At 66.9% G+C, this 24282-nt stretch carries 18 protein-coding genes; 4 read left to right on the top strand and 14 right to left on the bottom strand.

What is annotated here, in order from left to right; translation table 11 throughout:
• Position 1: 1 nt before the first annotated feature.
• The gene (locus tag AC07M9_RS03425; RefSeq protein WP_494881324.1) at positions 2–310 is read right to left on the bottom strand and encodes a PilZ domain-containing protein; all 309 of its coding nucleotides are present in this window, start codon (positions 308–310) and stop codon (positions 2–4) included.
• Between the two features lie 200 nt (positions 311–510).
• Here AC07M9_RS03425 and sciP point away from each other — a divergent pair, with 200 nt between their 5' ends.
• A complete protein-coding gene (sciP, locus tag AC07M9_RS03420; RefSeq protein WP_494881323.1) occupies positions 511–813 on the top strand; it encodes a CtrA inhibitor SciP in 303 nt (100 codons plus the stop codon).
• A 37-nt stretch (positions 814–850) separates the two neighbouring features.
• Here the strand turns inward: sciP and ligA are convergent, their stop codons facing one another.
• From ligA to AC07M9_RS03355, 13 genes are all read right to left on the bottom strand, one after another.
• The gene (ligA, locus tag AC07M9_RS03415) at positions 851–2989 is read right to left on the bottom strand and encodes an NAD-dependent DNA ligase LigA (protein WP_494881322.1); all 2139 of its coding nucleotides are present in this window, start codon (positions 2987–2989) and stop codon (positions 851–853) included.
• A gap of 154 nt (positions 2990–3143) precedes the next feature.
• Positions 3144–3473, bottom strand: coding sequence for a hypothetical protein (locus AC07M9_RS03410; RefSeq protein WP_494881321.1), 330 nt, complete (start codon positions 3471–3473; stop codon positions 3144–3146).
• Positions 3473–5137 (bottom strand): DNA repair protein RecN, encoded by a 1665-nt coding sequence (gene recN / locus AC07M9_RS03405; protein ID WP_494881319.1) that lies wholly within the window; start codon positions 5135–5137, stop codon positions 3473–3475. Before recN ends, AC07M9_RS03410 begins: the two co-directional genes overlap by 1 nt.
• Positions 5138–5218: 81 nt before the next feature.
• The gene (locus AC07M9_RS03400; RefSeq protein WP_494881317.1) at positions 5219–5371 is read right to left on the bottom strand and encodes a hypothetical protein; all 153 of its coding nucleotides are present in this window, start codon (positions 5369–5371) and stop codon (positions 5219–5221) included.
• 189 nt (positions 5372–5560) lie between these two features.
• Positions 5561–8014 (bottom strand): TonB-dependent receptor, encoded by a 2454-nt coding sequence (locus tag AC07M9_RS03395; RefSeq protein ID WP_494883881.1) that lies wholly within the window; start codon positions 8012–8014, stop codon positions 5561–5563.
• Between the two features lie 395 nt (positions 8015–8409).
• Positions 8410–9318, bottom strand: a complete 909-nt coding sequence (locus AC07M9_RS03390; RefSeq protein ID WP_494881316.1) for a LysR substrate-binding domain-containing protein — start codon at positions 9316–9318, stop codon at positions 8410–8412.
• Positions 9319–9393: 75 nt separating this feature from the next.
• Positions 9394–11592, bottom strand: coding sequence for an aldehyde oxidoreductase molybdenum-binding subunit PaoC (gene paoC, locus AC07M9_RS03385; RefSeq protein ID WP_494881314.1), 2199 nt, complete (start codon positions 11590–11592; stop codon positions 9394–9396).
• Positions 11589–12542 carry an FAD binding domain-containing protein gene (locus tag AC07M9_RS03380; protein WP_494881312.1) on the bottom strand — a complete coding sequence of 318 codons (954 nt, stop codon included), beginning with the start codon at positions 12540–12542 and terminating at the stop codon, positions 11589–11591. The genes paoC and AC07M9_RS03380 overlap by 4 nt, the downstream gene beginning before the upstream one ends.
• Complete coding sequence (paoA, locus tag AC07M9_RS03375; RefSeq protein ID WP_494881310.1) at positions 12539–13177, bottom strand: aldehyde dehydrogenase iron-sulfur subunit PaoA; 639 nt, start codon at positions 13175–13177, stop codon at positions 12539–12541. The genes AC07M9_RS03380 and paoA overlap by 4 nt, the downstream gene beginning before the upstream one ends.
• A 203-nt stretch (positions 13178–13380) precedes the next feature.
• Positions 13381–14676 carry an MFS transporter gene (locus AC07M9_RS03370; RefSeq protein WP_494881308.1) on the bottom strand — a complete coding sequence of 432 codons (1296 nt, stop codon included), beginning with the start codon at positions 14674–14676 and terminating at the stop codon, positions 13381–13383.
• A gap of 431 nt (positions 14677–15107) precedes the next feature.
• The gene (locus tag AC07M9_RS03365; protein ID WP_494881306.1) at positions 15108–16898 is read right to left on the bottom strand and encodes an acyl-CoA dehydrogenase C-terminal domain-containing protein; all 1791 of its coding nucleotides are present in this window, start codon (positions 16896–16898) and stop codon (positions 15108–15110) included.
• A gap of 172 nt (positions 16899–17070) precedes the next feature.
• Positions 17071–19398, bottom strand: a complete 2328-nt coding sequence (locus AC07M9_RS03360; RefSeq protein WP_494881305.1) for a 3-hydroxyacyl-CoA dehydrogenase/enoyl-CoA hydratase family protein — start codon at positions 19396–19398, stop codon at positions 17071–17073.
• Positions 19395–20531: a thiolase family protein gene (locus AC07M9_RS03355; RefSeq protein WP_494881303.1), complete on the bottom strand. Its 1137-nt coding sequence runs from the start codon at positions 20529–20531 to the stop codon at positions 19395–19397. Before AC07M9_RS03355 ends, AC07M9_RS03360 begins: the two co-directional genes overlap by 4 nt.
• 222 nt (positions 20532–20753) lie before the next feature.
• Between AC07M9_RS03355 and AC07M9_RS03350 the strand changes: the two genes are divergently transcribed.
• The 3 genes from AC07M9_RS03350 to AC07M9_RS03340 all read left to right on the top strand — a co-directional run bounded on the left by AC07M9_RS03350 (position 20754) and on the right by AC07M9_RS03340 (position 24277).
• Positions 20754–21191 (top strand): DUF2147 domain-containing protein, encoded by a 438-nt coding sequence (locus AC07M9_RS03350; RefSeq protein ID WP_494881302.1) that lies wholly within the window; start codon positions 20754–20756, stop codon positions 21189–21191.
• A gap of 69 nt (positions 21192–21260) precedes the next feature.
• A complete protein-coding gene (locus AC07M9_RS03345) occupies positions 21261–22559 on the top strand; it encodes an OmpP1/FadL family transporter (protein WP_494881300.1) in 1299 nt (432 codons plus the stop codon).
• Complete coding sequence (locus AC07M9_RS03340; RefSeq protein WP_494881298.1) at positions 22559–24277, top strand: long-chain-fatty-acid--CoA ligase; 1719 nt, start codon at positions 22559–22561, stop codon at positions 24275–24277. Before AC07M9_RS03345 ends, AC07M9_RS03340 begins: the two co-directional genes overlap by 1 nt.
• Positions 24278–24282 lie beyond the last annotated feature (5 nt).

Below are 24282 nucleotides of genomic sequence, written 5' to 3'. Positions count from 1 at the left end.
TTCAGGACAGGTAGAGCTCCAGTCCCTGCACGGCCCCGCATCGTTGCAGCATGGCCTTCTGCGCCTCGCGCGAGATCGGCCGGTCGAACGCGAAACCGACACGATCGTTAACCACCCAGCGCACCGTTCCACGCACGGGTGGATGGTCGTCGAGAGCGAAGCTGAAGCGCTGCCCTTGGATGATATCATCCTGGTCGACCACGAACTGGCACCCCTCCGCCGAGATGTGCCGCGCCACGGCCGAAGCATACGCAGAATGCTGGCGCCTGGCAGACACCGTCACCTCTTTCGCTTGCGATAATACATTCATAGCGGATGATAATTAACGCAAGTCAATTATGTGTAAACGCTGCGGCAACTTTAAGTGCGAATTTTTACACAGATTTCGCAATAGCTTAAGTGTAATTCCTTAATCTATAATTAACTATTCACAGTGGTTCCAAATTAACGATTATAGGGGAGAATACGTAACCACAGGGGGTTGGCAACCATCATCCGAGGGCCCAACCAATGATTGATACTGAATCTGCCCGTCCCAAGGTGGTAACCGGCCCGCTCGGCGAGCCGTTGAGCAAGGACACGCTTCCGCCTCCCAACACGTCTCGTTGGGTCGTGCGGCGCAAGGCCGAAGTGGTCGCAGCGGTCAATGGCGGACTGCTGACCATCGCCGAAGCCTGCGAGCGTTACGACCTCACGCTGGAGGAACTGGCGTCGTGGCAGCGCTCGATCGAGCGCGAAGGCATGGCGGGCCTGCGGGCGACGCGTGTCCAGCATTATCGCCAAGTGCACGAGCGCAAAGCGCGTCACAGCTAGGTTCGTCGTCCCCGCTCGCGCGGGGACGACGCCTGTCTCATCCCGCGTCCTGCACGATTTGCGCCCACGCAGCCTCGTCGATCACCTCGATCCCGAGTTCGGCCGCCTTCTTGAGCTTCGACCCAGCACCCGGCCCGGCGACGATCAGGTCGGTCTTGGGCGAGACCGATCCCGCCGCCTTGGCCCCCAGCCGCTCGGCCTGGGCCTTGGCCTCGTCGCGGCTCATCGTCTCCAGCTTGCCGGTGAAGACCACGGTCTTGCCCGCCACCGCGCTGTCCTTGGTCTCGACCACGTAGGGCGGCGGCGTCACTTCGCTCAGGAGGTCGTCCCAGACCGCGCGGTTGTGCTCCTCATGGAAGAAGTCGCCCAGCGCCTCGACCACCACCGGCCCGACGCCGTCAATCGAGATGAGTTCGCCGTAAGCCTCGCTCGCGGTGACCACTTCCTCCTCGCCCTCCTTCACATGCGCCTGCTCAGCGAGCGCGCGGAGCGCCGGCAGCGTGGCGAAGCGCTTGAGCAGGTCGCGCGCCGTGACCGCACCGACGTGGCGGATGCCGAGCCCGAACAGCAGCCGCGCCGCATCGGGCGAGCGCTTGTTTTCCACCGCTGCCAACAGGTTGTCCACAGACTTGTCCTTCCAGCCTTCCAGCTCGAGGATCTCCTCGCGGCGCTTCCTCAGGCGGAAGATATCGGCAGGGCTTTCCAGCCAGCCCTTGGCGAAGAACTCGTCGATGGTCTTCTCACCCAGCCCCTCGATATCGAGCGCGGCGCGGCTGACGAAGTGCTTGAGGCGTTCGGTGCGCTGCGCCGGGCAGACCAGCCCGCCGGTGCAGCGCACGTCCACCTCGCCCTCGGCCGCCAACGCTTCGGAGTGGCACTGCGGGCAGTGGTCGGGGAAGGCGTAAGGCGCGCGCTCCTCCTCGCGTGTCAGGTTGTCGACCACCTGCGGGATCACGTCGCCCGCGCGCTGGAGCACCACGCGGTCGCCCGGCCGCACGCCGAGGCGCGCGATCTCGTCGCGGTTGTGGAGCGTGACGTTGGTGACGGTGACGCCGCCCACCAGCACGGGCCTGAGCCGCCCGACCGGCGTCAGCTTGCCGGTACGGCCGACCTGGATGTCGATCGATTCGAGCACGGTTTCGGCGCGCTCGGCCGGGAACTTGTGCGCCAGCGCCCAGCGCGGCGCCTTGGCGACGAAGCCGAGCCGCGCCTGCCAGTCGAGCCGGTCGACCTTGTAGACCACCCCGTCGATCTCGAACGGCAGACCTGCGCGCCCATCGCGGATGGCGCGGTAAGCGGCAAGCATGTCCTCGACCGAGTGGCACTGCCGGAACTGCGGCGAGACCGGCAGGCCCCACGATTCGATGCGGCGGACGACCTCGTGCTGGCTCGCGCCTGGCACATGGCTCGCCGCGCCCCAGCCGTGAGCCCAGAACCGCAGGGGGCGCCTGGCCGTGACCGAGGCGTCCTTCTGCCGCAGCGAACCGGCGGCGGCGTTGCGCGGGTTGGCGAACTGGCGGACGGCGGTATCGTCGAACGCCTCGCCCTTCGCCTCGGCTGCGGCGCGTGCCTCGTCCATCAGTTGCGCGTTGAGCGCGAGGAAGGCGGCCTTCTCCATATAGACCTCGCCGCGCACTTCGAAGACATCGGGGATGTCCTCGCCTTTCAGCTCCTGCACGATGTCGGCGATGTGGGCGACGTTGGGGGTGACGTCCTCGCCCACCTGCCCGTCGCCCCGCGTGGCGGCGCGTACCAGCCGGCCCTTTTCGTAGCGCAGCGAGCACGAGAGGCCATCGATCTTGTCCTCGGCCGTCAGCAGCACCGGCTCGTCGGCAGTCAGCGACAGGAAGCGGCGCACGCGGGTAACGAACTCGACCACTTCCTCGTCGGTGAAGGCATTGTCGAGGCTCATCATGCGCACCTCGTGCGGCACTTTGCCCAGCGGCGAGGCGGCGACTTCGTGCCCGACCTTATTGGTCGGGCTGTCGGGGCGGACGAGATGCGGGAACGCCGCTTCCAGCACGGTGTTGCGGCGCATCAGCGCGTCGTACTCGGCGTCGCTGATCTCCGGCGCGTCTTCGGCATGATACTTGCGGTTGGCCCGGTTGATCTGGCGCGCCAGGCGCATCAGCTCGTTGGCGGCTTCGGGCTCGGTGGGGAAGGAATCGGCGGTCATCGCGGACGTATGCAACAACTCGCCGCGGCGGGGTAGGCCTCCCACGTCGTCCCGGACTTGATCCACCCCCCCGGCCTAGCCACACGGGCTCTCGGCGAGGCGGCGCCTAAAGATCTGCAAGCGGTCCCGGATCAAGTCCGGGGCGACGAGGAGATCAGGCCTTCCCCAGCTCGTCGCCGGTGTACGTGCACTCGCGATGGCGAACCGTGAAATGCTGCGGTTCCAAGCCCTGCGTCACATATCCCACCCGGCAATGGACCAAAGTGCCGTCAGGGTAGCGAATATCGATACGGCCACTCGCATCGGGACCGTTCCATTTGGCCCAATAGGCTCCATCAACATTGTGGAACAGCTCCGCCGATTTGCCGTTCAAAACAAGGGCTCCACCCTCGACCTTTTCGTCGACATCAACCGCGAACATAGCAGGCTGTGAACACCCTCCCAGCATCGCAAACAAGGCGATGACTTCGCGTTTATGTGCCATCAAACCCGCACCAGCAACCTGTCCGCCTGCGCCCTGGCCTCATCCGTAACCTCGGCGCCGGACAGCATGCGGGCGATTTCCTCCTTGCGCTCTGCAGCGGTCAACGGCGTGACCGAGGTGCGCGTCACCGTGCCCTGGCTCGACTTGGCGATCATGTAGTGCCGGTCCCCGCGCGCGGCGACCTGCGGGGAGTGGGTGACGGCGAGCAGCTGGCCGTTCGACGCCAGCCGCGCGAGGCGCTCACCGATGGCGTCGGCGACCGCGCCGCCGACGCCGCGGTCAATCTCGTCGAAGATCACCGTCGCCGCGCCGCCCTCTTCCGCCAGCGCGACCTTCAGCGCGAGGATGAAGCGCGAGAGTTCGCCGCCGCTGGCAATCTTGGCCAGCGGGGCGAAGTCGGCGCCGGGGTTGGTGCTGATGAGGAATTCCACCGCGTCCATGCCGTGTGCGCCCCAACGCTCCTCGACTTGGCGGATCACCGAGGTCTGGAAGCGCGCGGCGTCGAGCTTGAGTGGGGCGAGTTCGGCGGCCACCACCACGTCGAGGCGTTTCGCGGCGGCACGGCGCAGGTCGTGCAGTGCGCCGGCCTTCTCGCGGTAGACCAGCCCCGCCTTCTGCGCGGCCTTCTCCAGCGCGGCGATGTGCTCGTTCCCGCCCTCGATCGCGTCAAGCGCGGCGCGCATCTCGATCATTTTCGCGGGCAGGTCGTCTGGCTGGCAGGAGTGCTTGCGGCCGGCGGCGCGCAGTTCGAACAGGCGGGTCTCGATGCGGTCGAGTTCGTCAGGGTCGAAGGCGAGGGCGTCGGCGGCACGGTTCAGCGCGTCCTCGGCCTCGCTCGCCTCGATCACCGCGCGGTCGAGCGCGGCTGCGGCTTCGGCCAGGAGTTCGTGTTCGCCCGCGATGTGATCCAGCCGCCGCGAACCGCCGCGCAGGCGGGCCAGAGCCGAATCGGACCCTGTCCACAGGTGCTGGAGCGCGGCAAGGTCGTCCGCCAGCTTCTCGCCCTTCTGCATCTGCGCGCGGGCGGAGGCGAGTTCGTCCTCCTCACCCGCCTCGGGCGCGATCGTGGTGAGTTCGGCAAGGTGCGCCAGGAGTAGGTCCTGATCCTCGGCCGCGCGGTCGACCTGCGCGCGGGCGCGGTCGAGTGTGTCCTGCGCGGCGCGCCAGGCTTTCCATGCCGCCTCGACCCCCGCCACTTCGCCGCCCGCGAAACGATCGAGCAGGGCGCGGTGGCCGCGTGCGTTGACGAGGCCGCGATCGTCGTGCTGACCGTGGATCTCGACCAGCGCCGGCGCGATTTCGCGCAGCAGGGCGACGCCGACCGGCTGGTCGTTGAGGAAGGCCTTGGAGCCGCCGTCTGCCTTGAGCTGGCGCTTGAGAATCAGCGGCTCACCCGGTTCGAGTTCGAGCCCCGCATCGTCGATCACGGCCAGCACCTGAGGCGGCAGCGCGGCGAAGTCGAAGCTGGCGGTGACGCCCGCCCTCGCCTCACCGGCGCGGACCAGGCCGCTGTCGGCCCGGTTGCCCAGCACTAGCCCCAGCGCATCGAGCAGGATCGACTTGCCCGCGCCCGTCTCGCCCGTGAGGACGCCGAGACCGCGTGCGAAATCCAGATCGAGGGCTTCGATCAGGACGATGTTGCGAATGGAGAGCCGGCTCAACATGTTCGCTAAGCGTTCTAGCCGAAGGCGAACCGCGCGTCACCCCGCTTCGCGCATCGCATGACGCGGTTTACCCAGCGTGCCTCACGACAGTCCGCCGGAGAGGAAATGCAGGGCGAATGCGATCCAGACGGCAAGGAAAATACCGCCGATCGCGATCAATTCGGGTGTCCGGTAGCGAGAGGAATTCTTGCCTGCGCCATCGAGGTCGCGATCGGGGCGGAAATCGTGCTTCATGTCCATTGCGCAATAAGACCCTGCCCCTGGTGGCCAGACCGGCGGGCGGAGCATCGCTCCGGCCGCCGGCCGATTGGTTTCCACCGTGTTAGTGAAACAGGGACTAGGACGTTTTTTCGCTATGGAGAAATTACTTAAGCTTCATACTACAATCGATTTAGTGATCTAAACCGATCACCGTTCGTCGCATCAGAAGTTGGACGAGACGGTGAAGCCCCAGGTGCGCGGGTCGCCCGGAAGGCCGGCGATCAGGCCGGTGTTGCCCGGGCCGACGAAGAGCTGTTCGAAGTAGTTCCGGTCAAACGCATTGCGGACCCAGCCGTACACGTTGAAGCCCTCGTCGGTACGGAAGCCGGCGCGGAAGTTGTGCAGGCTGTAGCCGTCCACCCAGGTGTAGGCCGAAGGCGAAGGGTTCGACGAGAAGTTCGAGCGGACGCTGCCGTCGTAGCCGATGTACGCCTCGCCGTCCTTGCCCAGCAGCGTGACCGGAGTGTTGGCCTCGGCGCCGAACGAGAACGACCACTTCGAGACGCCCGGCAGGCGCTGGCCCGAAATGTCGCAGTTCGCCGGGCTGAGCGCACCGGGGACGCCGGGAGCGCCGGGGGTCTGGGTGCCGCTCGCGACAGTGCCGCCGGACAGCTCGGGCGGGCACGGTGCGTCGACGAACTTCTTGTACGTCGCGTCCGTGTAGGCACCGTTGGCATAGGCGTTGAACCGCTCGCTCGGGCGGACCGAGAAGTCGACTTCCACGCCCTGCGAGCGCACTTCGCCGGCATTGGCGAGGTAGCCGCGCAGCACGCCGTACTGGCCGTTGTTCACGTTGGCCTGGTAGTTGGTGATGTCGGAGCGGAAGATCGAGAGGTTGAAGGTGGCGCGGCGGTCCCAGAACTGCGTCTTGATGCCCGCCTCGTAATGATGGACCGACTCCGGCTTCACCGTGGCGGAAGCCAGGATCGGGCTGTTCTGCGCATCCACCGGGACGCCGTTCTGGTTGATGCCGCCCGACTTGAAGCTCTTTGCATAAGTCGCATAGACGAGGACGTCCGGCGCGACCTTGTAGCTGGCGGTGAAGTCGTAGCTGAAGTTCCAGTCGCTGAAGGTCGGCGAGATTTCCTGCGGGGTGTAGATCGCCAGCTGGGCGGCCTCACGCGCGGTGTAGCTGCCGTCGAGGATCAGTTCGGTGCCCTGCCCGTTGAAGACGCGGCGCTGGTAGTAGCCTTCCTTCTTGTCGTAGTTCACGCGCACGCCCGGCTGCAGCGTCAGTTCGGGCGTGATGTGCCAGCTCAGCTGGCCGAAGAGGGCGGCGCTGGTGTTCTTGAGATACTGCGTGTTGTAGGCGACGAGGCCGTTGAGCACGCTGGGATCGTTCGACAGCGCGTTCGAGGGCGCGATGCTCCAGCGGCTCGCGGCGGAGCCCTGCGCTTCGGTGCCCTGCGTGTCGATGCGCTGGTAGAAGCCGAAGGCGCCGACGACGAAGTCGATCTTGTCGCTGCTGTAGTTGTAGCGCAGTTCCTGCGTGTACTGGTCCTGCTGCGAGGGGTTCTGCGACAGCGCGACGATCGGCAGGCCGGTGAAATCACGGTCGTTCGAAGGATCCCAGTCCCAGAAGCGCCAGGCGGTGACCGAGGTCAGCGTGCCCTCGCCCAGTTCCCACTTCACGCGCAGCGAAGCGCCGCCGATCTTGTTCTTCGCCTTCAGCGGCGTGTCGAGGTCGGTCAGGCGATCGAAGGCATCGGTGCTCGGCGGCGCATAGTTCTGCGCGGCGGCAAGCGCGGCGAACTGGCGGTTGAGGGCGCGCTGGGTCAGGCCGGTGCGCACGTAGACCGAGCCGCAGCAGTCGGCATCCTGGTTGCTGAAGTCGCCGGCGAGGGTGACGTCGATGGTGTCGGTGGGCTTCCACAGCAGCTGGCCGCGCAGGCCCAGGTTGTCCTGGCCCTGAATGTGCTCGCCGGTGACGACGTTATAGATCGTGCCCTTGCGGCTGGTCGACGAGATCGCGAGGCGCGCCGCCAGCGTCTCGGACAGCGGGCCGGAGATCGCGGCCTTGGCCTGCTTGAAGTTGTAGTTGCCGACCGAAACCTCGGCCTTGCCCTCGAAGTCGAAGGTCGGCTGGTTGGTGGTGATGTTGATGGCGCCGGCGGTGGTGTTCTTGCCGTAGAGGGTGCCCTGGGGCCCGCGCAGCACTTCGACCTGCGCCACGTCGAGGAAGTCGAACGTCGCCGAGGCCACGCGAGAGTTGTAGACGTCGTCGACGTAGATGCCGACGCCCTGCTCGATGCCGTCGTTGGTCAGGCCGAAAGGCACGCCGAGGCCGCGGATGTTCACGGCGGTGTTGCGCGGGTTCGACGAATAGTACTGCAGCGTCGGCGTCAGCTGTTGAAGGCGCCCGACGTTGAACGAGCCGGTGGAATCGATGTGGTCCCCGCCCACCACGGAGATCGCCAGCGGCACTTCCTGGCTCGATTCGTTGCGGCGGCGCGCGGTGACGACGATATCGCCGCCATGGTCGCGCGCGCCGGTGCCGACGGACGTCTGGTCAGCCTGGGTCGCGGCGGCAGGTGCGGCGTCCTCAGCATGAACGGCGGTCGCAGTCGACGCGAGCATGGTGGTAGCAAGAAGAGTGCGGCGGACGAACGAGTGCATGGATTCAAACCTCATGTACGTTTGTTGATGGACCTGCCCCCCTGGCAGGAATGAAGTAGGACGCGCCAGGCCGCTTCGTGTGCGAATGCGGCAACCCGGAAAACGCCGGGAATTCAGGTGTTCGAAAGGCCATGAAGGCGCGCGCTACCGGCAGCCGGGTCATGCCAGATGCCCCCGAGACGCGGTCCTGCGTTCCCCCTCATATGATCTCCTCTTGGCTGTCATCGCCTTGTGTTGAGCATCCCTAATCTCAACTAATTTGGTGGACAATAGACTTTGGCTATCAGGAGGCAAAGCGAAACTCTTGCACGGCGAAATGGCATCGCGCCGGCGAAGGAGACGTATTTTTTCAGATTTCGCTTCTGCGCTTGCCGACCGCAGGCGCGCGTCGTGCGCTAGAGGCCCAGGGGGCGCAGCTCGCGTATGAGGTCGACCAGCAGGCGCAGGCCGCGCGGCACCTGGCGGCGGCCGGAGTAGTAAATGAAATAGCCGGGCCCCGGCGAGGCCCAGTCCTTCAGGGTCACGCGCAGGCGGTCCTGGGCGATGAGGTCTGCGATGCAGTTTTCGGCGATGTAGATGAGGCCCAGGCCCCGCAGCGCCATGGCGCGGCTGGCGCCGCCGTTGTTGACGGTCACCCCGCCCGGAACGTCGAGCACGAAGGCTTCCTCGCCCCGCTCGAGCTCCCACTTGTACATGCGGTCGTTGCCGAGACGGATGCGGATGCACTGGTGGCGCATGAGATCGTCGGGATGTACGGGCTCGCCGCAGCGCTCGAAATACGCGGGGGAGCCGGCGATGACCCAGTTGAAGTCGGCCGAGAGGCGCTGGGCGATCATGTCCTCGGGCACGGTGCCGCCGAAGCGGATGCCGGCGTCGAAACCCTCCTCGGTCACGTCGACCATCGCGTTGTTGACGCAGATGTCGAGTTCGACGTCGGGGTAGCGCGCCACGAATTCGGGCAGCACCGGGGCGAGCAGCTGCGTCGCCGCGTCGTCGGGCACGTTGATGCGCACGCGGCCGGTCGGCGCGTCGCGGTGGAGGTTGAGGCGATCCTCGGCCTCGTGGATCGCGGTGAAGGGATCGCGGATCGCCTCGTGCAGGTCGTCGCCCGCCGCCGTCAGCGTGACCGAGCGGTTGGTGCGGTTGACCAGCCGCACCTTGAGCCGCTCCTCCAGCCCGCGCAGCGAATGGCTGAGCGCGGAGGCGCTGACGCCCATCTCGGTTGCCGCCTTGCGGAAGTTGCGGTGCCGCGCGATGGCGAGAAAATAGCTGAGGTCAGCGAGGTCGGAGCGCCTGAACGGCATGGATGGGGGCTTCCGGGGACAAAAGAAAAGGGCCGCCGGATGGCGACCCCTTTCATCCTAATGCAAGTGGGCCGTTCAGGCCACCTCGCCCAGCCGGTCGAGGTACTTGTCGAGCGTGATCGGATATTCACGGATACGCACGCCGGTGGCGTTGTAGATTGCGTTCGCCACCGCCGCGCCGACGCCGCAGAGGCCGAGTTCGCCCACGCCCTTGGCCTTCATCGGCGAGACCTTGTCGTCCGCCTCGTCGATGAACACGACGTCCTGGTGCGGGATATCGGCATGGACCGGCACTTCATAGCCCGCGAGGTCGTGGTTGACGAAGAAGCCGAAGCGCTTGTCGACCGCGAGTTCCTCCATCAAGGCGCCGCCGACGCCCATGGTCATGGCGCCGATCATCTGGCTGCGCGCCGCCATCGGGTTGAGGATGCGGCCCGCCGCGCAGACCGCGAGCATCCGCCGCACCCGCGCCTCGCCGGTGTAGCGATCGACCGCCACTTCGACGAAGTGCGCACCGAAGGTGGACTGCTGGAACTTCTTGGCGAGGTCGCCGTATTCCATGGTGTCCTCGACGACGATCTCGCCCGACTTCGCAGCCTGCGCGATGTCGGCCGAGCGGTTGCCGACGTGGACCTGGCCGCCTTCGAACACCGCCTCGCCGGGGCCGAAGCCGAGCTTGGCGACGATGGTTTCGCGCAGCTTTACGCATGCGGCATAGACGCCCGAAGTCGAGCTGTTGGCGCCCCACTGGCCGCCCGAACCCGCAGAGACGGGGGACGCGCTGTCGCCCAGCTTCACCACCACCTTGGCCAGTGGCACGCCCATCATCTCCGCCGCTGTCTGCGCGATGATAGTGTAGGTGCCGGTGCCGATGTCGGTCATGTCGGTCTCGACCGTGACTTCGCCCGAGGGGCTCAGCCGCACCCGGGCGCCGGACTTGCCGTTGATATTGTTGCGGAACGCCGCGCCCACGCCCATGCCGATCAGCCATCGGCCGTCACGGACCTGGCCGGGCTTCGCCTTGCGGCGGCTCCAGCCGAAGCGCGCCGCGCCGTCTTCGAGGCAGCGCACGAGGTTACGCTGCGAGAACGGGCGTTCGGGCTTTTCGGGATCGACCTGGGTGTCGTTGAGGACGCGGAAGGCGACCGGGTCCATGCCCAGCTTCTCGGCCATCTCGTCGATGGCGATTTCCAGCGCCATCAGGCCCGGCGCTTCGCCCGGCGCGCGCATGGCGTTGCCTTCGGGAAGGTCCAGGACGGCGAGGCGCATCGCGGTCATGCGGTTGGCGCCGGCGTAGAGCAGCTTGGTCTGCTGCACCGCCACTTCGAGCCCGCCGCCCTCGAGATCACCCGACCAGCTCTCGTGACCGATCGCGCTGATCCTGCCGTCCTGCGTGCAGCCGAGGCGGATGCGCTGGATGGTCGCGGGGCGGTGCGTGGTGTTGTTCGCCATGAACGGACGCGCCAGCGCCACTTTCACGGGCCGCTTAACCGCGCGCGCACCGAGCGCCGCCATGAGCGCATCGGCGCGCAGGAACAGCTTACCGCCGAACCCGCCGCCGATGTAGGGCGAGATCAGGCGCACCTTCTCGACAGGCATGGCAAGCGTGGCGGCCAGATCCTTGAGGCTCCAGTTGATCATCTGGTTGGCGGTCCAGACGGTGAGCTTGTCGCCCTCCCACGCGGCGATGGTGGCGTGGGGCTCCATCATCGCGTGGCTGTGGTCGGGGGTGGTGTAGGTCTGGTCGACCTGCACCGGGGCCGAGGCGAAGGCCCCGTCGAAGTCTCCGACGGCGGTCGGTGCGTCGGAGCCGGGCTGCTCCTTGGCGTCTGTCTTCGCAGCGGCGAGGTCGAACTGGCCGCCATCGCGCGCATAGTCGACGTCGATCATCGCGGCGGCCGCGCGGGCCTGCTCGAAGGTCTCGGCGACGACCACGGCGACGGCCTGGTGGTAGTGCTGCACGTCCGGCCCCGCGAGCAGTTTCGCGGTGTTGTTCTTGCCCTTGCCGAGCTTGCCGGCGTTGCGGTGAGTGACCACCGCAAGCACGCCGGGCGCGCGTTCGGCGCGGGCGCTGTCGATCGAGCGGATCGTGCCCTTGGCCACGGCGGAGCCGAGGATATAGCCGTATGCGGCCTTCCCCGGCACGTCCTGGTGCTCGTAGGAATAGGGCGCGAGGCCGCTGACCTTGAGCGGACCGTCGATGCGGGTGGTGGGCTTGCCGACGACCGTCATCCGGTCGATCGGGTTGGCGCCTGCGGGGGTTTCGAACTTCATGCGTCTCTGGCCTCGGCGATGACGGAAGCGATGGTGCGCTTCGCCAGCATGATCTTGAACGCGTTGTCCTCGCGCGGGGTGGCATCGGCGAACAGGCGATCGGCGACGGGCCCCGCGCCCTTGGGCAGCAGCGCGTCGGCCTCGGCCTCGCGCCAGGGCTTGGGCGCCACCCCGCCGATCGCGACGGCGCCCTTCCCGTCACGCCCGATCACCGCCGCGACGGAGACGAGCGCGAAGGCATAGGAGGCGCGGTCGCGCACCTTGCGATAGATATGCGTGCCGCCGCGTGGTTTGGGCAGCGCGACCGAGATGATCATCTCGCCCTTCTCCAGCGCCGTTTCCAGGTGCGGGGTATCGCCCGGCAGCTTGTGGAAGTCGGCGATGGGGATCGCGCGGGTGGTGCCGTCGGGACGGATCGTCTCGACCGAGGCGTCGAGCACGCGCATGGCCACCGCCATGTCGCTGGGGTGCGTGGCGATGCAGGCGTCGCTGGTGCCCACCACGCCGAGCGGACGCGAGAAACCGCCGATCGCGGCGCAGCCCGAACCGGGCTTGCGCTTGTTGCAGGGCATGTTCACGTCGTAGAAATAGGGGCAGCGGGTACGCTGGAGCAGGTTGCCCGCCGTCGTCGCCTTATTGCGCAGCTGGCCCGAGGCGCCGGCCACGAGCGCGCGGGTGAGCACGCCGTAGCCCTCGCGCACGCGCTTGTCGGCGGCAAGGTCGGTGTTGCGCACGAGCGCGCCGATCCTGATCCCGCCGCCGTCGATCGGCTCGATGTTGTCCATACCGAGGCCGTTGACGTCGATCAGGTGCGTCGGCGTCTCGATCTCGAGCTTCATCAGGTCGAGCAGGTTGGTGCCCCCTGCGATGAAGCGGGCGCCGGGCATCGACGCGGCCTTGGCGGCGGCGTCCTGCGCGCTTGTGGCGCGTTCGTACGTGAAGGGCCTCATGCCTCGACCCCCGCGACCTGGGCCATGGCCTCGGCGATGTTCGAATAGGCGCCGCAGCGGCAGATGTTGCCGCTCATGCGCTCGCGCATCTCGTGGGTGGTCATGGCGGGCGCCTTGCCGATGTCGTCGGTGACGTGGCTGGGAATGCCCGCGCGGATTTCCTCGAGCACCGCGACGGCCGAGCAGATCTGGCCCGGCGTGCAGTAGCCGCACTGGAAGCCGTCATGCTCGACGAAGGCGGCCTGCATCGGGTGCAGGTTATCCGGCGTGCCAAGGCCCTCGATCGTGGTGACCTCGTCGCCTTCGTGCATCACCGCGAGGGTCAGGCATGAGTTGATGCGGCGGCCTTCGACGATGACCGTGCAGGCGCCGCACTGGCCGTGATCGCAGCCCTTCTTGGTGCCGGTGAGGTGCAGATGCTCGCGCAGGGCGTCGAGCAGCGTGGTGCGCGTGTCGAGGGTCAGGCTGACGGCCTTGCCGTTGACCTTCATCCGCACCGCCGCCTGCGGGGGGACCGAGACCTCGCCCTGCGCCAAGGCGACGCCGCCGGGGCCGATGGAACCTGCGAGAGCCGCTCCGGCCGCGCTGGTCTTGAGAACGTCGCGCCGAGAGATCGCTCCGTATCCTTCCGTCATGGTGATGTTCCTTTGTCGGGACCGGGCACGGCGACTGCCGCAACCCGCCGCGCCCTGCTTGCCCAGGTCGCGTCCCTATGTGCCCATCAACCCGTTTTGCGCGCCTTGGTTGCACAATGCCATGGCGCGTAGATTGCATGCGGCGATGAGCAGAACTCAACGTGACGTCAAGTTCTATACACCGCTGGATATAATACCCTGCTTCAGCGGTCGAGCACATTATCCTTGCGCGTGTCCGGCAGCATCAGCGCGGCGATCAGCGAAACGACGCAGAAGGCCGAAACGTACCAGTAGAAACCGTGCTCCATCCCGTATTGCTTGAAGCCGAGCGCGACGTTCTCGGCAGTCCCGCCGAACACCGCATTGGAGATGCCATAGGCAAGGCCGACGCCGAGCGCCCGGACATGGACGGGGAACAGCTCCGCCTTGAACAACCCGCTGACGGAAGTGTAGAAACTGCAGATCGTCAGCCCCGCCGCGATCAGCAGGAAGGCGGCAAGCGGGCTCTGCGCCGTGGCCAGCGCGCCGAACAGGAACGGGGTGCACAGCGCGCCCAGAGCGGCGAACAGGATCATGTTGGTGCGCCGCCCGATCCGGTCGGAAAGCAGGCCCATCAGCGGCTGCTGGACCATGAACACGATCAGCACCACCGTCATCAGCAGCGTCGCGGCCTCCTTGGTCATGCCAACGGTCAGCACCAGGAACTTCTGCATGTAGGTGGTGAAGGAGTAGAACATCAGGCTGCCCCCCGCCGTCAGCGCGGCGACGATGAGGAAGGCGCGGGTCGAGTGGCGGAACAGTTCGGCGAGGCTGCCGGCATGCTCGCCCTCGCGGTCGGCGGCGCTGGCGGTTTCGTGCATGTGACCGCGCAGCAGCACGATGCAGCCGGCGGCCACCGCGCCGATGGCGAAGGCGATGCGCCAGCCCCAGGCCTTCATCCCCGCATCGCCGAACGCCTGCTGGAGCAGCAGGATCACCAGCGTCGCGCTCAGTTGCCCGCCGATCAGGGTGACGTACTGGAACGAGGACCAGAAACCGCGCCGCGTCGGCCCGGCAATCTCGCTCAGGTACGTGGCGGCGGTGCCGTACTGCCCGCCGGTGGAGAAGCCCTGGAGCATCCGCCCGACCAGCAGCAGCGCGGGAGCCGCCGTGCCGATCTGCGCATAGGTCGGCAGCACAGAGATCAGCAGCGCGCCCGCGCCCATCATCAGCACCGAGACCACCATCGCCGCCTGCCGGCCCTTGCGATCGGCATAGCGGCCGAAATACCAGCCGCCGAACGGACGCATCAGGAAGCCGACGGCGAAGATGCCGCTGGTCGCCATGATCTGCACCAGCGGATCGCTCTTGGGGAAGAACTCGGAGGAGAAGTAGAGCGCGGTGAAGGCGTAGACGTAGAAGTCGTACCACTCGATGAGATTGCCCGCCGAGCCCGCCACGATCGCGCGCAGGCGCATGGCGTCGGTGAGCGGCGGCGCTGCGGCCAAGCTTGCGGACATCGTATTCCCCCGTCGTCCCCATGTACGCGGGGACCGCTGGCCATTCTTCAGGCGAGACCTTGCAGGCTGGCCGCGAGCTTGTCTACGTCCGGCCCTTAGATAGGGCCTAAAGATCGGCCAGCGGTCCCGGATCAAGTCCGGGACGACGGGGTATGCCCTGCCCCTCTTTCGTCATCCCCGCGAAGGCGGGTATCCATCTGAAGCCGGTGCGACCCGAAGGCTCATCAGCTGGGTTCCCGCCTTCGCGGGAATGACGAGGGTGGGCTTGGTGGCAGGCCGCTGAGCGGGCTTGGCTGGAACTGCCGTGCTGCCAATTCCGTCGCCCCGCGCAGGCGGGGGCCCCGCTTCTTCCGCGCGAGGTAGAAAGAACAAGCGGGGTCCCCGCCTGCGCGGGGACGACGGGTGTTTGCGGCCGCTAGCCAGCCCCGCCCTCAGAACGCCGCTGCGTCCAGTGCCATCATCGAGGCCTTGCCCGCCTTGATCGCCAGGAACGCGGTGGTCGCCTGGGGCAGGATGCGGTCGAAGTAGAACTGCGCGGTGGTCAGCTTGGCCTTGTAGAAACCGGATTCCTCGGTGCCGCCCGCCAGCTTGTCGCGTGCGATCAGGGCGGATTGCGCGAAGCAGTACGCCATCGCCACGAGGCCCATGAGGCGCAGGTAGTCGGTCGCCGCCGCGCCTGCTTCCTCTGGGTCCTTCATGCCCTTCTGCGCGATCGTCGCGGTGGAGAGCTGGAGCGCGCCGAAGGCCTTTTCCAGCGCCTCGATCATCGGCTTGAACTGGGCGTCGGCCTTGTTCGCCTCGACGAACTGCGAGACCGGGTGGAAGAAGCTGCGCAGGTTGCGGCCCATGTTCGCGGGCAGCTTGCGGCCGACGAGGTCAAGCGCCTGGATGCCGTTGGTGCCCTCGTAGATCATGGCGATGCGCCCGTCGCGCACGTACTGCTCGACGCCGCTCTCGGCGATATAGCCGTGGCCGCCGTAGACCTGCACGGCGAGGTTGGCGCTCTCGTAGCCGAGGTCGGTGAACAGCGCCTTCACCACCGGCGTCATCAGCGCGATGAAGTCGGTTGCACGCTGCCTGACCTCGGGGTCGGTCGAATAACGCTCGGCATCGAGCGCGCGGCTGACCCAGCCGGTCATCGCGCGGCAGCCCTCGTTGTAGGCGCGCATCGTCATCAGCATGCGGCGCACGTCGGGGTGGACGATGATCGGATCGGCCGGGCCGGAGGGGTTCTTCACGCCCGAGAGCGAGCGGCCCTGCAGGCGGTCCTTGGCGTAGTACACGGCCGACTGATACGCCGCCTCGCCGATGCCGAGACCCTGGACGCCGACCGAGACGCGCTCGGTGTTCATCATCTTGAACATGGCTTCCATGCCCTTATGGGGCGTGCCGACCAGCCAGCCGACCGAATCGTCGAAATTGAGCTGGCAGGTGGCCGAGGCCTTGAGGCCCATCTTGTGCTCGATCGCCGCCACCGACACGCCGTTCGACGGACCGGGCGTGCCGTCGTCCTTGGGGAGGTACTTGGGCACGAGGAACAGGCTGATGCCCTTCACGCCCTCGGGTGCGTCGGGAAGGCGCGCGAGGACGAGGTGGATGATGTTCTCGGTCAGGTCGTGCTCGCCCGCCGAGATGAATATCTTGGACCCCGTCAGCTTGTACGAGCCGTCGTCCTGCGTGACCGCCCTGGTGCGCAGCATGCCGAGGTCGGTGCCGCAGTGCGGCTCGGTGAGGCACATCGTGCCCGACCAGTCGCCCGACACCATCTTGGGCAGATAGGCCTGCTTCAGTTCGTCGCTGGCATAGCCCTCGATCGCGGTCGTCGCGCCGTGGGTCAGGCCGGGATAGAGGCTGAACGACAGGTTGGACGAGCAGATCATCTCCTCGGTCATCTTGTTGATCGTCTCGGGCAGGCCCTGCCCGCCCCACTCGGGGTCGGACGCCAGCGCGCACCAGCCGCCCTCACGGAACAGGTCGTAGGCTTCCTTGAAGCCCTTGGGCGTGCGCACGACGCCGTTTTCGAGGGTACAGCCCTCGATGTCGCCGGAGCGGTTGAGGGGCAGCAGCACTTCCTGCGCGACCTTCGCCGCTTCCTCGAGCACCGCGTCGACGAGGTCGGGGGTGAATTCGGACAGCGCCTCGATGTTACCGAAGCCGTCGTCCTGGTGGAGTTCGTGGATCACGAACCGCATGTCGCGCAAGGGCGCTTCGTATACTTGCATGTCACTCTCCTCGGGATCGCCAGATCCGCCGCAACTTATCCCGTCATCTCCGCGACGGCGGGGATCCCGCTTCCTGAACCACGGCACATGGCTGGAGGAAGAAAGCGGGGTCCCCGCCTGCGCGGGGACGACGAGCGAGGTTGGGCGGCCGTGGCGATCCTTTCTTGGTCTATCAGTTCCGCAGCGGCTTGCCGGTTTCGAGCATCTGCTCGACCCGGGCGATCGAGCGGGGCTCACGCACCAGCCGCATGAAGGTCTCGCGCTCCAGCTTGAGCAGTTCCTGCTCGGTCACGGTGTCGACCAGATCCGCCTCGCCGCCCGAGAGCACGCCGGCCAGGGCGTTCGACACCACGACGTCGTAGTCGGTTGCCTTGCCCTGCTTGTGGAAACCGTCGACCGCCATGCCTAGCGCCACTCGCCCGCTCTCGCCCGGCAGGCGGAAGTGCGGGGCCTCGGGCGGGGTATAGCCCTCGACCAGCGACAGCGCCTTCTGCTTGGCGTCGTAGAGCAGGCGGTCACGGTTCATGGTGATCGCGTCGCTCTCGCGCAGGAACAGCAGTTCCTTCGCCTGCGCCGCCGACTTGGAGACGGTGGCGGTGGAGACCGTCTCGAACACCTTGGCGACCGAGGGCATCGGGCCACGCGGCATCAGCTTGTTCTTCTGCCAGCGGTCGAGCATCTCGCCGTTGCCGCCCCAGCCCGGGATCAGCCCGACGCCGCATTCGACGAGGCCGGTGTAGAGCTCGGCATGGGCCTGCACCGCGTCGCAGTGGAGCAGGATTTCGCAGCCGCCGCCGACGGCGAGGCCGGCAGGCGCGCCGACCACCGGGAACGGCGCGTACTTCAGGCCCTTGTAGGCCATCTGCCCGCCCGCCACGAGCTTCTCGATCTCGCTCCACGCCGCGATGTTGAGGGCGAAGAGGGCAAGGCCGAGGTTGGCGCCGGCCGAGAAGCTGTCGGCATCGTTGTAGACGACGAGCGCCTTGTACTGCGCCTTCACCAGGCCGATGGCCTCGACGATGAGCTTCATGACGTCGCCGTCGAGCGCGTTCATCTTGCCGGTGAACTCGAGGCAGACGACGCTGTCGCCCACGTCCCACAGCGCGGCGGAACCGTTCTTGAGCAGCGGCTTCGACGCCAGCTTGACGTCGGCCAGCCGCAACACACCTTCGGGGCGCACGATATCGCGATATTCGCCGTCGAGGCCCAGGTACTGCCGCTTGCCGTTTTCGATGCGGTAGAAGGTCCGATCCCCTGCAACGGTGAGGATTTCCGGCACGGCCTTGCCCTCTGCCGCAAGGCGATCGGCAAGGTACTTGGCGCCGAGCGTGTCGATCATCTCGAACGGGCCGGCCTTCCAGTTGTAGCCCAGCTTCATCGCGTCATCGATCGACACCACGTCCGACGCGGCGGTCGGCACGAGGCTGGCGGCATAGGCGAGCGTCGCGCCCAGCACGGCCCAGGCATAGGCACCGATGTCGCCCTTGCTCTCGACCAGTGCCTTGAGGTCGCCCCGCGAAGCCGCGCCGCGCGGGCCCTGCGCCGTGATGGTGGGCCGATATTCGCCGGTCGCAAGGTCGATGGTTTCCTTGCGGCGACCGGCCTCCTTGTTCAGGCGGTAGAAGCCGCCCTTGCCCTTGCGGCCGGTGTACCCCTCGCCGATCATCTTGGTGATGAGCGGAATCTCGCGGGCGATGCCGTGGTAGAGGTCGCCCTCGGGCAGCGTCGAGGTGAGGCTGGCCTGCAGGTGCGGCATGAGGTCGATGCCGACGAGGTCGACGAGGCCGAAGATGCCGGTCTTGGGCACGCCCATCGGCTTGCCGGCGATGGCGTCGGCCAGTTCGACCGTCAGGCCCATGTCGAACGCGGCGTTGAGGCCGAGCTGGATCCAGTAGGTGCCGATGCGGTTGGCGATGAAGCCCGGGGTGTCGTTGGCCGTGACCACCGTCTTGCCCATGGCGACGTCGGCAAACTGCTCAACCTTGGCGGCAACGGCGCTGTCGGTCGACGGGCCGGTGACGATCTCCATGAGACGCATGTAACGCGGCGGATTGAAGAAGTGGGTGATGAGGAAGTCGCGCTTGAACGCCTCCGAACGCCCCTCGACCAGCTGGCCGAGCGGGATCGTCGAGGTGTTCGACGACACCGCCGTGCCCTCGCGCTTTACCGCTTCGAGCTTGGCGTAGAGGCCCTGCTTGATGTCGAGGCGTTCGATCACCGCTTCGATCACCCAGTCGCACTCGGCGACCTTTTCAAGGTGATCCTCGATGTTGCCGGTCTCGACCAGTTTGGCCGCCGACTTGCTCATGAACGGAGCGGGCTCGGTCTTGAGCATCTTGGCCACCGCGCCCTCGGCGATGGCGTTGCGGTTGGCGCCTTCCTTCGGAACGATGTCGAGCAGCAGCACGGGCACGCCGGCATTGGCGACCTGCGCCGCAATGCCTGCGCCCATTGTGCCCGCGCCGATGACGCAGACCTTCTTGATCGTGTTGTCGCTCATTCCACGGCCTCCAGAACGGTGGCGATGCCCTGCCCGCCGCCGATGCACTGGCTGGCGAGCGCGTACTTGCCGCCCTCGCGCTTGAGCAGCGAGGCCGCCTTGCCGACGATGCGCGCGCCGGTCGCGCCGAGCGGGTGACCGATGGCGATGGCGCCGCCGTCGATGTTCACCTTCGCGCGGTCGAGGCCGAGGTCCTTGATGCAGGCGAGCGCCTGGCTGGCGAAGGCTTCGTTCAGTTCCACCACGTCGAGGTCGGCGGCGGTGATACCGGCGCGTTCGAGCGCCTTCTGGCTCGAGAGGATCGGACCGAGGCCCATCGTCTCGGGCGCGCAGCCGGAGATCGCGACCGACTTGATGCGGGCGAGGATCGGCAGGTTATGGGCGCGCGCGTATTCCTCGGTGGTGACGAGCACCGCGCTGGCGCCGTCGGTCAGCGGCGAGGAGGTGCCGGCGGTGACCGAACCGCCCGCATCGAACGCAGGCTTGAGCCCGGCGAGCGCCTCGGCAGTGGTTTCGGCGCGGATGGTGCCGTCTTCCGAGACGGTGCCGCCCTTGGTTTCGATCGGGACGATCTCGTCGCTGAGCTTGCCGCCCTCACGCGCGGCGGCGGCCTTCTTCTGGCTCTCGACGGCCAGCGCTTCCTGCTCGGCGCGCGGAATCTGGTACTTGGTGGCGACGTTCTCTGCCGTCTCGCCCATGCCCATGTAGACGGCGCTCTTCTTGGCGAGCGCGGGGTTGGGCAGCGGGTTGAAGCCCATCATCGGCACCCGGCTCATCGATTCCACGCCAGCGCAGACGAAGACTTCGCCGGCACCGACGGCGATCTGGCCGACCGCGATGTGGATGGCGCTCATCGACGAGCCGCAGAAACGGTTCACCGTCATGCCGCCCACCGAAATCGGCAGGTCGGCCAGCAGCCCGATCAGGCGCGCGACGTTGAGGCCCTGCTCGCCTTCGGGGAAGGCGCAGCCGACGATGATGTCCTCGATGTCGGCAGGCTCGACGCCGGTCTTCGCGATCAGGCCGCGGATCACCTGCGCGGCGAGGTCGTCGGGGCGGACGCGGGCCAGGGCGCCCTTGCCGGCAAGGTGGAAGGGCGAGCGGGCATAACCCGCAATCACGACGCTTTGCATGCATTCTCTCCATGGGCGGACCGGCTCGGTTGATACCGAATCCGTTGCGATCCTCGTTCTCGCGAACGTCTTCCCTAAAGGTGCGAATCTTTCCCTATACGTCAAGCAAATTTTGGGTTAGACCGATTCTCGTTCGGGTCAGGATCGAACAGCCACCTTCGTGAAAGGGGCGGGTCCTGGCGCACAAGCGAACACGGGTAGAGAGATGGAGAGGTCGCTCAAATGCACGTGATGAAACATCTGGCGCTGGCATTGGTTGCCGCCGGCGCCGCCGCGCTCACGCCAGCCTATGCTGCCGAGGGCGACTCGGTCGTCGGCACCTGGCGCACCCCTGCCAAGAACGGCAGCGTCGAGATCGCCCGCTGCGGCGGCTCGATCTGCGGCAAGCTGCTGTCTTCCGAGCACCTGAGGACCAATCCCGACCTGCGGGACGTCGCCAACAAGGACACCACCAAGCGCGAACGCCGCCTCAAGGGGCTCCAGATCCTCGGCGGCTTCACGCTGGAAAAGGGCGTCTGGACCGGCGGTTCGATCTACAATCCGGAAGACGGCGGCACCTACAAGGCGACCATCACGCCCGCCGGCGCCGATACCCTCAAGCTCAAGGGCTGCATCGTCTGGCCCTTGTGCAAGACCCAGACCTGGACCCGGATCAAGTAGGCGGCTTGCCCGGTGCCGGGCATACCGTTGATAACACGCGAAAAGCAATCGCTTAGGGAGAGTACCGAAATGCCTACCAAGTCACGCCGCATCCTTCTCGCCGGCGCGGCCAGCGCCGTCGCCTTCGCTTATGCCGGCGCTGCACACGCCCAGGCCTTCTACCTGCAGGAACAATCGGTTCGCGGCCAGGGCCGCGCCTTCTCGGGCGAGGCGGCCGACACCGGCGTCGATTCGCTGTGGTGGAACCCGGCCTCGATCGCCGACATGCAGGGCGGCGAGGCGGCCATCCGCGGCAGCTTCATCCGCCCGCGCGGCGACGTGGTCGACAACGGCTCGGTGATCGTGCGTCCGGCGCAGGCACCCCGATCGGTCGGCGGCAACCCGGTTGCGAAGAACCCGATCGACAACGGCATCCTGCCCTCGGGCGCGATCGCCTACGGCTTCGGAAAGGTGGCGGTCGGCCTCGCGGTGACCGCGCCCTACTCGTTCACCACCAACTACGACGCCGACAGCTGGACGCGCTACTCGGCGGACAAGACCAAGCTGCGCACTTACGACATCCAGCCGAGCGTCGCCGTCGCGGTGACCGACTGGCTGCGCGTGGGCGCCGGTGCGAACATCGAGTATGTCGACGCCTCGCTCGGCAACTACCTGCCCAACCTTTCGCCGCTGCTGGCCGACGGCCACCAGAACCTCAAGGGCGACGGCTGGGATGTGGGCTGGTCCGCCGGCCTGCAGATCCATGAAGGCCCCGTCACGATCGGCGCCGCCTACAAGTCCGCGATCAAGCACAAGCTAGACGGCAGCGTGACGATCGAGGGCCTCGCCGGCCCGCTCGCCGGACAGAACGGCACGATCAACACGACCGCGACGTTCAGCACGCCGTGGCAGGCCATCGGCAGCGTGCGCGCCAAGTTCAGCCCCAAGCTGACCTTCAATGCGCAGGTCGTGCGGATGGGCTGGAGCGAGTTCGACTCGATCGACCTCGGCGCCCCGCTCAACACCGCCATCCCCGAGAACTACAAGAACACGTGGACCTGGGCGATGGGGCTCGACTACGACGTGACCCCGCAGTGGACGGTGCGCACCGGCTTCCAGCGCGGCATGACCCCCACCCGCAACGGCGAACGTGACGCCCGCGTGCCCGACAGCAACCGCTGGAACTTCTCGGCGGGCACCAGCTACGCCATGAACTCGAAGTTCACGATCGATGCGGCGGCGTCCTACATCACCTTCAAGGACGCGACGATCGACCGCACGACGGCGGCCTATGCCGGAACCCCGGTACAGACCCCGATCCTGGTGGACGGCGAACTGCAGGACGCTTCGGCCCTGGTGCTCTCCCTCGGCGCAAGGATGGCCTTCTGATGAATGACGCGGCGCGGATCGGCGGGGTCGCTTCCGCCACCCTGAACACCCAACCGGCAGAAGAGATGCCGCCGATCGCGCCGCGTCTGCTGACCGACCTGCTCGACCACGCCGTGGATGCCCACGGCAACTGGCCGGCGGTCGACTTCATGGGTCGCAAGTGGACTTATGCCGAGATCGGCGCGCTCTCGCGGCGCGCCGCTCGAGGGTTGCAGGACCTCGGGGTGGTCAAGGGCACGCGCGTCGGCCTGTGCCTGCCCAATACGCCCTATTACGTGATCTGCTACTTCGCGATCCTGCGCATCGGCGCGGTCGTGGTGAACTTCAACCCGCTATACACCGAGCGCGAGATGGCCCACCAGGTCGAGGATTCGGGCTGCGAGGTGATGATCGCCACCGACCTCGCGCTGTGCCTGCCCAAGCTGGAGCCGCTGGTCGGCGTCCGCAACAAGGAGGGCGGCTGCCTCAAGCGCGTCATCGTCTGCCCCTTCGCGGACGTTCTCCCCGCCTTCAAGCGCCGCGCCTTCCTGCTGTTCAAGCGCGGCGACATCGCCCACGAGCCGCACGACCTGCGCTTCGCCCGCTTCGAGAACCTGATCGCCCGCGACGCCCCGCTCGATCCGGTCGAGCGCTCGCCCCATGACCTCGCCGTGCTGCAGTACACCGGCGGCACCACCGGCGTGCCCAAGGGCGCGATGCTAAGCCACGCTAACCTCGCCGCTAACTCGGCGCAAATGATCGCCCACGTCGGCCACATGCCCGACAAGCAGGAGCGCACGCTGGGCGTCCTGCCGCTGTTCCACGTCTTCGCGCTGACCACCGTGCTGCACTACTCGGTCGACACCGCCGCCGAGATGATCCTGCTGCCGCGCTTCGACATGAAGTCGTTCCTGGCCACCGCCAAGCGCACCAAACCCACGCAGTTCTTCGGCGTTCCGACGCTCTACACCGCGCTCAACGGCCAGCAGCTCCACGGCGAGTTCGACCAGACTCGCGTGTGCATCTCGGGCGGCGCCCCGCTGCCGCTGGAAGTCCGCCGCGAGTTCGAGCAGAAGACCGGCGTCAACGTGGTCGAAGGCTACGGCCTGTCCGAGGCGAGCCCGATCATCGCCTGCAACCCGCTGGAAGGCCTCGTCAAGGACAACTCCTGCGGCCCCGCATTCCCCGGCACCCAACTGGAAATCCGCGATCCCAATGACCCCACCCGCACTCTGCCCCCCGGCGAAAAGGGCGAGGTCTGCGCGCGCGGGCCCCAGGTCATGAAGGGCTACTGGAACCGCCCCGAGGAAAGCGAGAAGACCTTCGTCTACGGGGCTTTGCGTACGGGAGACATTGGCTATCTCGACGAAGACGGCTATCTCTTCCTCGTCGACAGGATCAAGGACGTGATCCTGTGCGGGGGCTACAACGTCTATCCCAGGATCATCGAGGAAGCGCTCTACGAGCATCCGATGGTCTCGGAAGCGGCGGTGATCGGCGTGCCCGACACGTACCGGGGGCAGTCCCCGAAGGCGTTCGTGGCGCTGCATGCGGGGGATATCTTGGACGAACAGACATTGCTGGCCTTCCTGCGCGAGCGGCTGAACAAGATCGAGATTCCCTCCTCCATCGAATTCCGCGACGCGCTGCCCAAGACCATGGTCGGCAAGCTCTCCAAGAAGGATCTCGCCGCCGAGGAAGCCGCCCGGCGCGCCGGCCAGAGCGGCGCGCCCGCTTGAACCCT

It is taken from the genome of Novosphingobium sp. GW821-FHT09E05 (genome assembly GCF_059416165.1).
The sequence above is the reverse complement of the archived record's forward strand: the minus strand, read 5'-3'. Positions and strand labels throughout refer to the sequence as shown.

Coding starts and splice junctions, on each gene's coding strand:
- AC07M9_RS03425 (WP_494881324.1), bottom strand. CDS start 310: ATGAATGTATTATCGCAAGCGAAAGAGGTGACGGTGTCTGCCAGGCGC.
- sciP (WP_494881323.1), top strand. CDS start 511: ATGATTGATACTGAATCTGCCCGTCCCAAGGTGGTAACCGGCCCGCTC.
- ligA (WP_494881322.1), bottom strand. CDS start 2,989: ATGACCGCCGATTCCTTCCCCACCGAGCCCGAAGCCGCCAACGAGCTG.
- AC07M9_RS03410 (WP_494881321.1), bottom strand. CDS start 3,473: ATGGCACATAAACGCGAAGTCATCGCCTTGTTTGCGATGCTGGGAGGG.
- recN (WP_494881319.1), bottom strand. CDS start 5,137: ATGTTGAGCCGGCTCTCCATTCGCAACATCGTCCTGATCGAAGCCCTC.
- AC07M9_RS03400 (WP_494881317.1), bottom strand. CDS start 5,371: ATGAAGCACGATTTCCGCCCCGATCGCGACCTCGATGGCGCAGGCAAG.
- AC07M9_RS03395 (WP_494883881.1), bottom strand. CDS start 8,014: ATGCACTCGTTCGTCCGCCGCACTCTTCTTGCTACCACCATGCTCGCG.
- AC07M9_RS03390 (WP_494881316.1), bottom strand. CDS start 9,318: ATGCCGTTCAGGCGCTCCGACCTCGCTGACCTCAGCTATTTTCTCGCC.
- paoC (WP_494881314.1), bottom strand. CDS start 11,592: ATGAAGTTCGAAACCCCCGCAGGCGCCAACCCGATCGACCGGATGACG.
- AC07M9_RS03380 (WP_494881312.1), bottom strand. CDS start 12,542: ATGAGGCCCTTCACGTACGAACGCGCCACAAGCGCGCAGGACGCCGCC.
- paoA (WP_494881310.1), bottom strand. CDS start 13,177: ATGACGGAAGGATACGGAGCGATCTCTCGGCGCGACGTTCTCAAGACC.
- AC07M9_RS03370 (WP_494881308.1), bottom strand. CDS start 14,676: ATGTCCGCAAGCTTGGCCGCAGCGCCGCCGCTCACCGACGCCATGCGC.
- AC07M9_RS03365 (WP_494881306.1), bottom strand. CDS start 16,898: ATGCAAGTATACGAAGCGCCCTTGCGCGACATGCGGTTCGTGATCCAC.
- AC07M9_RS03360 (WP_494881305.1), bottom strand. CDS start 19,398: ATGAGCGACAACACGATCAAGAAGGTCTGCGTCATCGGCGCGGGCACA.
- AC07M9_RS03355 (WP_494881303.1), bottom strand. CDS start 20,531: ATGCAAAGCGTCGTGATTGCGGGTTATGCCCGCTCGCCCTTCCACCTT.
- AC07M9_RS03350 (WP_494881302.1), top strand. CDS start 20,754: ATGCACGTGATGAAACATCTGGCGCTGGCATTGGTTGCCGCCGGCGCC.
- AC07M9_RS03345 (WP_494881300.1), top strand. CDS start 21,261: ATGCCTACCAAGTCACGCCGCATCCTTCTCGCCGGCGCGGCCAGCGCC.
- AC07M9_RS03340 (WP_494881298.1), top strand. CDS start 22,559: ATGAATGACGCGGCGCGGATCGGCGGGGTCGCTTCCGCCACCCTGAAC.